Source organism: Microbulbifer maximicatervae (SeqCode) (assembly GCF_052467385.1).
In genome coordinates, this window is sequence record NZ_CP174311.1 from 1133100 (window position 1) to 1146893 (window position 13794).

The window sequence follows — 13794 nt, forward strand, 5'->3', positions numbered from 1 at the left end:
GAAATATAAGATGACGAATGAATTTAGAATGAAAAACCTGGTGGAACAGATCACAGATTTTATCGCTGCTAAGACACCAGAATTTTCGATTGATAAGCACAGTGACACCTCTTTCTCAAGTCTAGGTCTAGACTCGGCAGACCATGTCCAGCTATCGACTATGGTGGAGGACCACCTCTCTGTTGACATCGATCCGACGCTAGCCTTCGACTACCCAACGATTAACGCTCTTGTGGCACATCTCGAAAAGAATTTTTCAAGAACAGCTTTGGAGCGCAGTTGATGTCGCGACTTGATTGCATAGTTATCGGTGGAGGCCAGTTCGGTCTTCACACCGCACGAATGCTGCAGCAGGCTGATCTCAACTACCTTCTGCTTGAACGGGATAGTATTGGCGACGTTTGGCGTAACCGGCTCGAAGGTATGAAGCTATTCACTTCACGTCAATTCTGTGCCCTGCCAGGACTAGCCTTTCCGGGCGATCCTGAGGGCTTCCCGACTACAGTAGAAATAGCTGATTATTTGGTCAGCTATGCAGGCCACTTTGATCTTCAGGTTCGAGAAGGCTGTGAAGTTGTTGGTCTCGATCGCCTTTCGAACGGCAGTTTTCAGGTCGACCTTGCCGACGGCACGTCTCTGCTCGCCACCAGTATCGTCAATGCAACTGGTGCTAATCAGATACCCCAGGTGCCGGCGATAAGTTCCCAACTTGCTGGAGAGGTGCAGCAACTAGACGGTAGTCTCGCCTCAACCGATGTCATTTCTGATGGCCACACTGTTGCCGTTATTGGGGATGGTGCTACTGGGCGTCAGATCGTGGACCGGCTAGCGGGACGTTGCAATGTGTTTTTGGCCACGGGTTCCCCACGTGGCCTGCCTCCCAACCGTTTGTTCGGACGTGATATTTTTTGGTGGCTTGATCGCTTGCGTATCCTTTCCGCCGATAAGAACAGCCTCATCGCGAAGATATTAAAAAAGCGTAACCCTGTCCCCTGTGGTGAATACAACAATAGACGGCTGAAGGCTAAAGGCGTAAAGATTGTTGGCCGTGCTTTGGAGTGCTCTGGCCGTCAAATCCGTTTCGACTCCGTCGGTTGGCATGACATAGATACAGTGATTTGGGCAACAGGCTATTGCGACCGAACGAGCTGGCTAAAGTTGCCGCACTGTGTCGATGAGAGGGGCTTCATTGAAAACTATGGAAGGACTCCAGAGCCTGGGCTTTTCTTAGTGGGACGTAAATGGCTTAGTTGTCGAGCGTCGGAGCTGGTAATGGGGGTTGAGAAGGATGTAGAGCGAGTAATGGTGCCGCTGCGAGCCTTTTTATCCGAAAGGAAAGAAATACCTTGAACAAAAATATAAAGACCGATTGGATCATTCGCTCTGGCGCCAGTAAGTGGCTATTAGCGCTGGTGCTGTTGCTCACATTGATGTCGGCTGTTGGCCTAAAACGGATGGGGCTGGCCAGTGATTATCGCGTTTTCTTCGATGATAACGATCGTGACCTACTGCGCTTGGAGCAGATGCAAGATACTTATAGCACGACTGATAACGTGTTCATCATGATTGAACCGGTGGATGACAACATCTACAACCAGCGTACTCTGAGCCTTATACATGAAATGACACGCGCGTTGTGGCGGACGGCCCATGTCTCTCGAGTAGATTCGCTAACGAACTTCCCCTATAGCTCTGCTGAAGACGATGATATTTTGATTGAGGAGTTCGTCTACGAGCTTGACGAATTGACGCCGCAAAGGATCGCCTTTATTGAAACTGCCGCTAGTAGTGAGAGGGACTTGGTTGGCAATTTGGTTAGTAAGAACGGACGATTTACCGCGATCAATGCGACCATTCGGTTGCCAGGGTTAGACCATAAGGCCGAAGTGCTAGCCGTTACCGGTGCTGTCGATGAATTGATTAAGTCATTCAAGATGGAATATCCGGATCATCGTTTTTTTGTCACCGGTGTGGTGGAGATGAACGGTGCCTTTTTCCAGGCGGCAAAAAAAGACTTCATCACGCTGATACCGTTGATGATCCTTTTTGTGCTGGTCAGCGCTGCTCTAATTCTCGGATCACCTGCTGCAGGTGGCGCTATTTTGACGGTAGTAGTGTTGGCACTGCTAGGGTCTTTGGGTCTAGCTGGTTGGCTCGGTATTCAATTGTCTGCGCCATCAGTATCGGCTCCAATCATCATGTTCACGGTGATAGTAGCGTCGGCCATCCACATCCTCAGCTATATTCAGCGCCAGATACGCAGTGGTGTTTCTCGTGAAGAAGCAGTCTTGCAATCCTACCGGCGCAATCTCAAGCCGATTGCGGTGAGCCATGTCACTACTATTATCGGTTTTCTGGCGATGAATTTCAGTGACTCACCGCCGTTTCGAGATCTTGGCAATATAGTTGCCTTAGGTGTGCTCTTCTCGCTACTTTTGTCGTTGACGGTTCTACCACAGCTTCTGCTGCGTATTCGTTTTTCAACGCGGGAAACAGGTGCCAACCGACTGATTAATCGCATGGCTTTGTTGTCAGGCTGGGTTATCGCTTACCGCCAGCGGATATTGTGGCTAATGCTACCTTTGTCCCTATGCGTCGCTGCACTCAGTCCATTGAATCAATTAAACGATGATTTAATCCGCTATTTTGATGAGTCGCAGCCCTTCCGTGCTGATTCTGAACGTATCGATCGCCACTTTTCTGGTATTTATACAATCGATTACTCGCTCTCGGTACCAGAGCAGAACGGTATGTTTCAGCCAGAGTTTTTACAGTTTCTTGATACATTCGATGACTGGCTACATGAGCAGCCAGAAGTTTTTACAACTGCAAGCCCCCTGCACCGAATCAAGGATCTTAACCGTTTGATGAATGGTGGTGATGAGGACTCTTACCGGTTACCTGGCGATACAATTACCGCTGCACAGCAGTTCCTGCTATACGAGATGTCGTTGCCGTTTGGTCGTGATGTGACCCATCAGGTGAATTTGAATAAATCCTCGGTGAAACTGACTGCACGATTAAAGAATCTAAGCTCGGTGGGCTTAATTGCTTTTGAAAAACGGGTCGAAGAGTGGTTATTGCAAAACCAACCTCGCTCCATTGATATCTATCACAGCAGTCCCGCAGTGATTTTTTCCCACATTGGTCAATCAAATATTGTAAGTCTCCTTGAAGGTGCCTCGCTAGCGTTTGTGGTGATTTCATTGACGTTGATGCTGGTATTCCGCTCACTCGATATTGGTCTATTGAGCTTGGTTCCAAACCTGCTTCCAGTCGCGGCAGCATTTGGATTTTGGTATCTCGTTAATGGTCAAATCTCAATGGGGCTGGCTGGGGTGTCGGCAATGGCGATCGGCATAATCGTCGATGATACAGTTCACTTCCTCTATCAGTATGTCAACGGTCTAAAGCGGGGGCTCAGTCCTGAAGATAGCGTAAGCGAAACCATTAGTAAGACTATGGGTGGGATCGTGATTAGCTCAATGCTGCTAGTGATAGGCTTCCTTCTATTGTCGACCTCGGCGTTCGAGAAAAATGCCCAGATGGGTATGCTCACGGGGATGTCTATTGTGTTGGCATTGGTGTTTGACTTGATATTACTACCGGCCTTGGTTCTAACCTTTATGCGCAGGACACGTACGTCGAACCTGCAATTTCGTACCGACAAGGAACTAAATAATGCGAACTGATTACCGTCTCCTCCTTCCAGTGACAATACTTTGTGGCCTAATCGGTTTGCCGGTTCAAGGCGCTGCTAGCGATGTTAGAAAGGGGCGGGAGGTCGCAGTGGCAGTGGATAACCGTGATCTTGGTTACGGCGACAGTGTTGCCGAATTGACGATGATTCTACGCAACAGGGCCGGAGATGAAACTCGACGTGAACTGCAGATCAGCTCACTTGAGAGTCACGAGGGTGGAGACAAATCGTTAATCCGCTTCAATTTTCCTGCCGATATCCGGGGCACGGCGCTTCTAACGCATCCGCAGTTAGAGGATACCGATAAGCAGTGGTTATATTTGCCTGCCTATTCCCGTATTAAGAGGATCTCATCTCGCAATAAGAGTGGTGCGTTCGTCGGTAGTGAGTTTTCGTTCGAGGACTTGTCTGATAAGGCGGTCGACGATTTCCGCTATACCTACGTGAGAGAGGAATCATGCGAAGATGGTGCCCTGGTTTGTGACGTAATTGACCGAGTGCCAGAAGACTCTCACTCTGCATATAGCCGGCAGCGGGTCTGGGTTGATCAGAGTGCTCGACGTATCTTCCGTATAGACTATTTCGACCGTAAGGAAACGCTGCTCAAGACTTTTTCCGCAAGGGATTTTCGCCTCTACGACGATCGTTATTGGAGGCCCATGGAGGTGGTTATGCATAATCAGCAGAGTGGAAACGTAACGATCTTAAGCTATAGCCGCATCGAGTTTGGTACCGGTCTCTCAGTTGCGAATTTCCATCGCAATACACTCCGGGATTAAGGGTATGGGGGTCTTGCGTTTAGCGTTTTGGGTGCAGCTGTGTCTAAGCCTTACCATTATGCCGGTCCTCGCAGAGGTCAAGGTTGACAAGTATTCTGTTGATATCGCGGCCACGGCTCGTATATTTGCAGAAGAGGAGTCGCTGGCCATTGATGATAGCTACCGCTTCGGACCGGGGCTGGAAATTGAAGCAAATGCTGAGGGGGATATTGGTGATACTGGCTATAAGCTGCGGTTGTTTGGTAGCTGGGATAAGCAGGATGGGGAGCGTCGTTATGCCGATATCCGCCAAGCCAGCCTTCACTGGCGCCGTGATCAGTTATCGCTGAATCTTGGTGTTAGCACTTTCTTTTGGGGCGTTTCTGAATCTCTGAATATAGTCAATGTACTTAATCAGGCTGACTTGCGCCAAGCTATCGACGGAAAGGAAAAGATGGGGCAGACCTTCGCATCTTTAGGTCTGCGTTTTGATAACGGCGAACTATCGATATTCTATCTGCCAACTTTTCGTGAGCGAGAATTTCCAGAGCGCCCGTCATTCGGACTACCGATTTCGGACCGGGCACTTTTTGAAAGCTCGAATAGAGGTGGAGATGTTGCTCTGCGAGGCCATTTTTACGCTGGTGATTTAGAAACAGGGATCGGTTACTTCAGAGGCACTAGGCGGGCGCCACTACTGGTAAGGCCTAGCCCTTCAGCGACGATGTTGACTCCCTTTTACATCGAAACCGAGAATTTTTTACTGGACACACTTTATCTCCTCGGCGACACGACCTTGAAGTTGGAAGCGAAAACTGGTCGCGAACTGGAGCAAGGTTTCTTTGCTGCAAACGTTGGCCTTGAGCACCCGATTTATTCGCTACCGGATAGTATGCAAGATCTGTCCTTGATCGCCGAATATCTAATCAACGATAGGGATGAGCAAGCTGAAACATTAGGTCAGAACGATCTCTTTGTCGGCCTTAGAGCTAGCTTCGGTGATACCGGTGACAGCGAATTTCGAGGGGTCATAAGTTATGACTTCGATAGTCATGGCAACTACCTCGACTTAGGCTTAGAACACCGTCTGAGCGATTATTTTAGAATCGAAACTCGGGCGTTTTTATTCCTCAATGTGGGCCGCAGTGATACTTGGCTGTATCCAGTACGGGATGAGGATTTTATCGAGTTTAAGTTGCATTATTCTTTTTGAGCGGACCCTATGAAGACTGGAGTTAACAGGGATATAGGTCTTTGGATTGCTACCGTGAAGGAGTTTGAAACTCTAATCGAGCATGATCCGCAAACTGTCTTCACCACAGTTAGCGAGGCTGAGCAGAAAAGATATAGTGGGATTGTTAATCGAGCGGCGGGCCTACATTTTCTGCTTGGTCGTTACCTATTGCGTTATGTTTTATCCGCTAAAAGTGGCGTAAGTATTTTGCCGGCAGATTGGGAAATTTTCCCTGATGAGCAAGGCAGGCCTAGAGTTTTAAACCAAAGTGTGGCCCCAATAAAATTTAGTATTTCTCATGCTAGTGGTGTGGTCGCGATTGCGCTTAGCTCTACCGTTGATCCAGGTATAGATCTGGAGCCCCTTGCTCGTGAACTGGGCTCAGGTCTAAATTTCAGGCATTTACTTAGTCCAGAGCAATATGACCAGGTAATGACTATCCCAAGCACTGCTCACTGTGAATTGTTAACAAGGGTTTGGTGCATTAAAGAGTCTGTGTCCAAAGTGTGTGGTTTGGGGCTTCGACTGCCTTTTTCTACGATCGAGTTTGATCTTGTATCTTTGCTTAACTCGCAACCAGCCACGTGGCTTGAGTGTAAGGTAAGAGAAATGGGGAGCTTTTGGTTTAACCTTTGCACGTTGGCGCAACGCTATTGGCTTTGTGTAGCGATGGAGTCGCCGGCGTTGTCGCCTTTGGGTCGATTGGAAACAAACCATTTTAACCTACTCAGCCGCAAGGCGTTTTAGAAACAAGACGTGGAGTTGGAAGTAGCTGCCGCACAAAATTAATTTTAGGTCCAGTTACGCTGCTTCAATGTCATTAATACAGGATGAGATGATGGACGTGCTCGAGTACATCAGGGAAAAGGAAAGGTTGCTTAGGGCTCGGATTAACAATTTGGACCTCAAAAGCACCCATGATAATCACCTGCATCAGTTGTCCTATTACATCAGTAACTTGCTTAAAAATTCATGGACTTCGAAAGCTGGGCCGGTTGTTGATCCTGCTACCAATCGTGAATTACAAGTCATTAAGAACCCTAAGGCCATCGCTTTCTACCAAGACTGGCAAGCACGTATTGGTCAGCAGATATATATTGGGCGCTGGATTGTAGTTGACCAGTCGCGCATTGACAGTTTTGCCGAAGTAACTGGAGACCGCCAGTGGATTCATATTGATCCAGAACGAGCAAGGGCTGAATCGCCGTTTGGAGGCACAATTGCCCACGGCTTTTTGGTCCTATCGCTAATTCCCGAGCTCACCGATGCTGTCAATCCGGAAAAACCGCCTTACCCTGAAGCTAGAATGATTATAAACTGCGGCCTTGAACAGGTGCGTTTTCCTTATCCAGTTAAGACTGGCAATCGTATCCGAGCTCGTACGACTTTAAAGTCCCTGGTGCCATCGAAGCGTAGTGTGGAAATGATCAATCATATTGAGGTAGAGGTTGAAGGTTCAGGTCGCCTGGTTTGTGTTGCGGATAGTGTGCTGAAACTTTACTTCTGAATTCAAAATGCACGCGCACCCTCCCGGCACTTACTAATTATCATAGGCAAACTGGGAGGAGAGTAATTCTCGATTGATCGCTCTTGCAAGAGCGCAGAATTAGCCATCTCTGGATAGAGATATGAACCTTGAGTATCTGTGATTATCGAAAGGTGTATTCCTGCTATCTGATAGGGAATTTCAGAGGCTATGGGGGCTGGGGTTTATTAATTTCCCTGGTTAAGTAGGGAAATGCAGCTGGGGGCGGCGTTAGACGTAAGACTTACCCACGTTTAGTAGACACCCTGTATAGTTAGGTTTAGGCCTAACACGGAGGTGTATCATGGGTAAGAAAAGAACTCAGGCGTATACGGAGGAGTTCCGCAGAGAAGCAGTTAAGAGAGCGGAAAAGGCTGGAGCAACAACGGCTTCTGTGGCGCGAGAGCTAGGCGTCAGCGCACAGCAGATCTACAACTGGCGTCGTCAATTTAATCGACTGTCTGATAAGCAGTTCAATAGTTTAGACGGTGTCGACTATTCCAAACAGGAAAGCGCTGAAGTTCGCAAACTCAAGAAGGAGCTGCATGAAGCTCGTCAGGAGGTTGAGTTTCTAAAAAAGGCAGCTGCGTACTTTGCGAACCACCAAGAGTAAAGTACGCATTGATACAAGAGCATGTAGGGTCATTCCCGGTTAGCTTGATGTGTCGGTGTTTAGAAGTCTCAAGATCGGGTTATTATCGATGGCGGGGGCGATTGCCATCTGCTCGCACGATTAGAGAGATACGAACAATCGAGAAAATCCGAGAGACGTTTGTTGAGTTTAAAGGTCGTTATGGCGCGCCTAGAATTGCTTGCGAGCTTCAAGAGTTAGGTGAGCCATGCTCGCGGAACTACGTCGCTAAGCTTATGCAACAGGAACATATTAAAGCGAGAAACGGCAAAGGCTTTCGATATAGTCAGCCCGTAGAGGGGAGCATTAACGTCTCCGCCAACTTACTTAAGCGTTGCTTTGATGTGGATCGACCAAATTGCCGCTGGACCAGTGACATTACGTATATCTGGGTTCTGGATAGGTGGCTATACCTCGCGGTAGTTATGGATCTGTACTCTCGACGTATTGTAGGTTGGGCATTCGACTCGCAGATGACCGATGAATTGACACGTCGAGCATTGAAAATGGCCCTAGAGCGACGACCAATAAAGCCTGGACTGCTAGTTCACTCTGACAGGGGTGTGCAATATCGATCGCAGAAATACCAGGATCTCTTGTCCGAAAGCAAGTGCAAGCCGAGTATGAGTCGCCAGGCTAACTGTTGGGATAATGCGGCAATGGAATCATTCTTTAGCAGGCTAAAAGTCGAGCTGGTCTATGCCGGAACATTCGAAAGCGAAGAGCAAGCAAAATCTGAGGTGTTTGAATACATTGAGATTTTCTACAATAGAGTTCGTAGGCACTCTGCATTGGGCTATGTAAGTCCAGCAGAGTATGAGCGAAAATACGCATAGTTAGAGTGTCTACTTTTTGTGGGCAAGACCAACGTGTCTTTACCACCTAGATAACTCTTTTATTTCTGACCTTTCTGACTGAGCGCTCCATTGCCGAGGATTAGTGGCTGCGTTGCTACAAATCTAGATGGATTCCATCAAAGATCGGGTGGTTCACTTGTAATGATGAGGTATGAGCGCTAGATTTGTAACCAACCAATAAGCAAATAAATAGAAAGAATTTTTTTAATAAAGATTTTTTTGGTATGCTATATCTAATTTTTTCTTTTTTTAGGATAAAATTGTCGGTATGTGTGTGTAATTTGAAGCAACTTACCTCTTCATTTATCTCACCTGTTTGATACCCCAAAGGTACATTTAGGCTCTTGAAGTGATTAGTGTTCAAACTTTATTGTTCCAAAATAAAATTAGTGTTCAAACTTTATTGTGCGAGAACAAATGGGAGATGTTATTCCTTTCAAAAGAAAAACCGCTTGGCAAAAGCACAAGGGCAGCACCCTGTGCAGGGAAGGTTTTCATAAATGGAAAGTGGTCACCGAGCGCAAGTTCGACGTAAAGCAGGGAAAGTTGGTTACTGAATATCGCTGTGAACGCTGTGGAAAAACGAAAATTAAACACTTGTAAATTTTCTCTCTCCAAATCCGATATTCATGGGGCAGTTCAATTAATAGTTAAGTAATTTACTCTCCCCTGTTAAGAAAATTGTCAAAACTCAGTGTCTTTAATACGGGTGATTACTGAGAAAAGATATTTTGGGGACAGCAAATAATGCAACGTTACTGTTGAGTTACGCAGTAACGTTGCATAGGTTTATATGTAAATTAAGAGGCTTGCCCTGATAGATAGTCTACTGAACTGTGCCTCTTTAGGTTCAGCACACCTTGTGTTACTTGCCATGTGATAGCCAGTGCACCGACGATAAACACCACATCACCAATAGTTCGTATCCATCTTAGAGTAACTAGCGTTCCACTTTGCATTAGGGTTTCACTGCGGGCATACCAAAGGCCTTCTGAAGCGCTCGCCATAAACTGGATAATACCGACAGGTAAAAGGCTGGTGAACAACATTAAAGCCAAACCCATATTCATCCACCAGAATGCCGTTTTCATTAATTTCTCGCTAAATATAAACTGGGGGCGAATATATCTAAGAACGAGTAAACTAAAGCCCAAAGCCAAGAACCCATATACTCCAAACAATGCACCATGGGCATGTGTGGCCGTGGTATTTAAGCCCTGAAGATAATATAACGCTATCGGTGGGTTAATAGTAAAGCCAAGTACGCCTGCTCCTAACATATTCCAGAAAGCAACAGCTACAAAAAACATCAAAGGCCATTTAATTTTTACCATCCAGGGTGCACGATTTTTTAAGCTATAGTGATCCCAGGCTTCATAACCCAATAAGATAAGTGGGACCACTTCGAGCGCACTAAATGTGGCCCCTACCGCCATAACTGGTGTTGTCGTCCCTGAGAAATATAGGTGGTGAAAAGTTCCCGGTACACCCCCTAGTAGAAATAATGAAGCTGATGCTAGAGAAGTCACAGTAGCCATGCGTTTAGATACAAGGCCCATATTGAAGAAGATAAATGCAAGCGCAGTTGTAGCAAAAACTTCAAAGAAACCTTCTACCCATAAGTGCACTATCCACCAGCGCCAAAACTCCATGACCGATATGTGTGTGCGCTCGCCATAAAAGAAGCCTGCACCATAAAATAATCCTATGGCAATTACGGAGGCGGCAAACAGGGCTAGCAGGTTTTTATCACCCTTTTGCTTTAATACTGGAACAATACCGCGCAGCATTAATGCCAACCATAGTACGATGCCGGCAAATTTACCGATTTGCCATAGTCTACCAAGATCTACAAATTCATATCCTTGATGGCCCAGCCAAAAGCTGAGCTCTGGTGGCAGAGTTTGTGCAATGGCTAGATAATTGCCGACAAATGATCCAATAACGACTGCTATCAATGCCCAAAACAATATATCAACACCAAGTTTTTGGAACTTAGGATCTTTACCACCGTTGATGATTGGAGCAAGAAATAGCCCGGCAGCTAAAAATCCTGTAGCTATCCAAAATAGAGCAGCCTGTATATGCCAGGTGCGTACCAGGCTGTATGGAAACCACTCCGATGTCTCTATCCCATAGAACCCTTGTCCTTCGACAGTATAGTGGGCAGTAAAACCACCTAAAAAAACTTGGAAAGTAAATAGTCCTACTATAGCTAGTAAGTATTTTCCAAGAGCTTTCTGTGAGGGGGTTAATTTGAAGGTGCTGATTGGATCTTGCTTGGGGGCAGTAGGGTGTTTGTCTTCAGTGCGTAGGAAGGCCCATGCCCAAACTAGGGCGCCAATGCCGGCAATCAATAAGACCACGCTAATAATAGACCAAATAATATTTTCGCTAGTTGGCTTATTATCAATTAATGGTTCGTGGGGCCAATTGTTAGTGTAGGTTGCGCCACCTGTTGAACGCTCGGTTGAAGCTACCCAAGATGTCCAAAAGAAGAACTCTGTAAGTCGTGCTCGGCGATCAGCATCGGGCAGTGTAACCTCTTTCATTGCGTAATTTGCGCGGGTTGGCTGTAAAGTGGGGTCACCTCCAAAAAGTGCATCATAATATTTTGCGGTTTGCTCTATAGCTGTGACTCTTCGCTTAGATAAAGTGGCAATTCCAGATTCGCTGCTATAGGTGTTGGTTCTATAATCTAATTTAAGGTCATACAGAAGTTTGTGTTTTTCCCTTTTGGATAAAGATTCATATGGTAGGCCAAATTCCTCTTTTGCCGCTATTGATAACCAATTAATTAGCTCTCGATGTAACCAATCAGCGGTCCAGTCTGGGGCTTGGTAGGCACCATGCCCCCAAATAGATCCCAGTTGCATTCCTCCAACGGATTGCCAAGAAGTTTGACCATCTAAAATTTTATCTTTAGTGGTCAGTATTTTGCCATTTTCTGAGACAAAGGCGTCAGGTATCGGAGGTGCCTTCCGATATATTTCACTGCCAAAATATCCGAGTATTGAAAAGGTTACAGTTAAAACGCCGATCAATGTCCACCAAAGAAATTTGTAAGTTCTCATCAGAGTTATCCTTGCCAATATAAATTGGCTTTTTTAGCAATATGCTATTTAAACTATTAATTTTCGTATATCTCCCTAGGCTGCTTGTAAACCAAAACATCGTAAACATCGGGTATCTCTAATTTTTTGGAGTGGATCTATGATGCCTGATTGAGTGTTAATAGGTTTTAAGCCTGACTTTTCGCGTTCTTGCTTAGCTGCGTTGATCTCATGAGATTGGCCTCCAGTAGAGGCGTTAACTTGCAACAGAAAAAACATAAACTCTCCTTTTCCTTGTGTTGCTTGAATAAATCAAATTGAGAATGGGCTTCTCAAAATAATGTTTGGTCTTGTAAGACATTGAATTTTTAGGTGACCGATACCTTGTATTTGGGTAATGAAAAAGGGCCAATAATCGTTGTTAACCTGCCGCCCCTGGGTAGAGTTTGTGTAAGCGAATATATCGAAGTTCACTTCTTGGCCTCTTAAATTAATTAGCGGCCTTAAATTCAGGAAAGCAGCCCCTGACTTCAGAGCGCTTTCGCTCGAAATTCCTCTAATAGCTTTTGGGGCAGTCATAAATAGCACATTCGGCTGTAACCGTAGCCTAAGGGCTAGGTTGAACGAGCATTTGAGACTGAGCATTCTCTACCCCTTTATCTATACATGTATATGAGATGCATCTTTTACGTGGCAATTTACACCTAAATTCCAATGATGTAAAATAGATGCATCTTTAAATTTTCAAGGGATGAAAATTCTTGGCTTCACAATGAGGGACTTTGCCAATGAAGATCACGCAATTTACCGACTACTCTTTGCGAGTGTTGATGTACCTTGCTATACAGGATCGAGAGTTAGTAACCATCAGAGAAGTTGCTGAGCGCTACCAAATATCTAAAAACCATCTAATGAAGGTGGTACAAGAGTTGAATCTCAAAGGCTACTTGATTGCAACCCGGGGTAAGTATGGTGGCATTCGGCTAAGCCGAGCTCCTGAAGACATTAATGTTGGAGAGCTAGTTCGATTATTGGAGCAAGATACCGTGTTAGTAGAATGCTTTGGGACAAATAATCAATGTGTCATAACTCCTGCGTGTAGGTTGAAGAAAATGTTCGCCGAGGCTATGGAAAGTTTTTTTATTTGTTTGGAGCAATACACCTTGGAAGACCTAGTATCCGGCCCGAGTCAGACTGACCTTATCAATATACTAGCTTTTCCTGCGAAAATTGAGAGGGCGCAGCAAGGTCCCTAGGTTAGGCTTATCTTATATTTGCTTGAGGGAGAAAAAGTACAGTTTTCCATTCAAAGCCTGGAAGATTCATACTCTAGGGCCCTTATTACATAAAGGGCTTTGTATTCCGCCAGATGAAAAGCCTATCTTCAATTTCCTCTCACCCTATATCAGGTAGCCACTCAATGCACGTTGGTCTAAGGGGGGGGTATTGGGAATGCTTCCTGGAGTAGGGAAATACTCAGCACAAATTTATTGCTCCTGCTCAAGCGCAATGCCTTTATCTGAGAGATGGTTACTGAATATCGTTATGAATGCTGTGGTAAAACGAAAGCGAGGATTGTGTCAATTTTGTCTTATAGGAACCAGTTTAATTGGGAGTCGGCTTCCCTGCCTGCCTCAGTAGTGCGAGTATCGGAGTACAATGACACTCGCAACATACTGATTAAATACTTAAAAACAGCAGCGAATTAATAACGATAGTAGCGACCGCGATAACGATAGTAATCCCTGCGCTTTCTTTCCCTATCATAGAGGTAGCCTGCACCTGCACCAATAACCGCACCTGCGGCAGTGCCACCGGGGCGTCCGCCACTGATCAAGGCACCTGTTACTGCGCCTATACCGACGCCGGTGCCTATTCGGCGGTCGGTATCACTCATATTGGCGCAGCCCGTACCTCCAAGGCTTGCAGTCAATACTGCGGCCAAGCTGAGATATTTGATAGCTTTGATACGCATAGACACCTCTATTACTGGAAGGTTGAGGTATAAAGAATCGGCGCAGGCCGACTATTTCGGA

Annotated in this window: 13 protein-coding genes; 11 read left to right on the forward strand and 2 right to left on the reverse strand. The window is 46.0% G+C overall.

The genetic code is table 11. The annotated features are described in order from the left end of the window. Positions 1-10: 10 nt before the first annotated feature. From ACJJIR_RS04940 to ACJJIR_RS04985, 10 genes are all read left to right on the forward strand, one after another. The gene (locus tag ACJJIR_RS04940) at positions 11-283 is read left to right on the forward strand and encodes an acyl carrier protein (protein WP_216646255.1); all 273 of its coding nucleotides are present in this window, start codon (positions 11-13) and stop codon (positions 281-283) included. Continuing rightward, positions 283-1350 carry a flavin-containing monooxygenase gene (locus tag ACJJIR_RS04945; RefSeq protein WP_152454485.1) on the forward strand — a complete coding sequence of 356 codons (1068 nt, stop codon included), beginning with the start codon at positions 283-285 and terminating at the stop codon, positions 1348-1350. The genes ACJJIR_RS04940 and ACJJIR_RS04945 overlap by 1 nt, the downstream gene beginning before the upstream one ends. After that, on the forward strand, positions 1347-3692 hold the full coding sequence (locus ACJJIR_RS04950) for an efflux RND transporter permease subunit (RefSeq protein ID WP_152454484.1): 2346 nt from the start codon (positions 1347-1349) through the stop codon (positions 3690-3692). The genes ACJJIR_RS04945 and ACJJIR_RS04950 overlap by 4 nt, the downstream gene beginning before the upstream one ends. Then, the gene (locus tag ACJJIR_RS04955; RefSeq protein ID WP_152454483.1) at positions 3682-4479 is read left to right on the forward strand and encodes an outer membrane lipoprotein-sorting protein; all 798 of its coding nucleotides are present in this window, start codon (positions 3682-3684) and stop codon (positions 4477-4479) included. The genes ACJJIR_RS04950 and ACJJIR_RS04955 overlap by 11 nt, the downstream gene beginning before the upstream one ends. Before the next feature lie 4 nt (positions 4480-4483). Continuing rightward, positions 4484-5671 (forward strand): hypothetical protein, encoded by a 1188-nt coding sequence (locus tag ACJJIR_RS04960; RefSeq protein ID WP_444907522.1) that lies wholly within the window; start codon positions 4484-4486, stop codon positions 5669-5671. 54 nt (positions 5672-5725) lie between these two features. Further along, positions 5726-6439, forward strand: coding sequence for a 4'-phosphopantetheinyl transferase family protein (locus ACJJIR_RS04965; RefSeq protein ID WP_172975418.1), 714 nt, complete (start codon positions 5726-5728; stop codon positions 6437-6439). A gap of 67 nt (positions 6440-6506) precedes the next feature. Then, positions 6507-7199, forward strand: coding sequence for a MaoC family dehydratase (locus ACJJIR_RS04970; protein WP_282933835.1), 693 nt, complete (start codon positions 6507-6509; stop codon positions 7197-7199). A gap of 322 nt (positions 7200-7521) precedes the next feature. Next, positions 7522-7830, forward strand: coding sequence for a transposase (locus ACJJIR_RS04975; protein WP_282933834.1), 309 nt, complete (start codon positions 7522-7524; stop codon positions 7828-7830). An 8-nt stretch (positions 7831-7838) separates the two neighbouring features. Beyond that, positions 7839-8684 carry an IS3 family transposase gene (locus ACJJIR_RS04980; protein ID WP_282933833.1) on the forward strand — a complete coding sequence of 282 codons (846 nt, stop codon included), beginning with the start codon at positions 7839-7841 and terminating at the stop codon, positions 8682-8684. A 438-nt stretch (positions 8685-9122) separates the two neighbouring features. Beyond that, positions 9123-9308: a hypothetical protein gene (locus ACJJIR_RS04985; RefSeq protein ID WP_413662993.1), complete on the forward strand. Its 186-nt coding sequence runs from the start codon at positions 9123-9125 to the stop codon at positions 9306-9308. A gap of 197 nt (positions 9309-9505) precedes the next feature. Here ACJJIR_RS04985 and ACJJIR_RS04990 read toward each other — a convergent pair whose 3' ends face one another. After that, positions 9506-11779, reverse strand: coding sequence for a nitric-oxide reductase large subunit (locus ACJJIR_RS04990; protein ID WP_444907523.1), 2274 nt, complete (start codon positions 11777-11779; stop codon positions 9506-9508). 767 nt (positions 11780-12546) lie between these two features. Between ACJJIR_RS04990 and ACJJIR_RS04995 the strand changes: the two genes are divergently transcribed. Beyond that, a complete protein-coding gene (locus ACJJIR_RS04995) occupies positions 12547-13014 on the forward strand; it encodes an RrF2 family transcriptional regulator (RefSeq protein WP_413662991.1) in 468 nt (155 codons plus the stop codon). Between the two features lie 449 nt (positions 13015-13463). On the opposite strand, the gene ACJJIR_RS05000 is transcribed toward ACJJIR_RS04995, so the two are convergent. Then, a complete protein-coding gene (locus tag ACJJIR_RS05000) occupies positions 13464-13733 on the reverse strand; it encodes a YMGG-like glycine zipper-containing protein (protein WP_108734168.1) in 270 nt (89 codons plus the stop codon). Positions 13734-13794 lie beyond the last annotated feature (61 nt).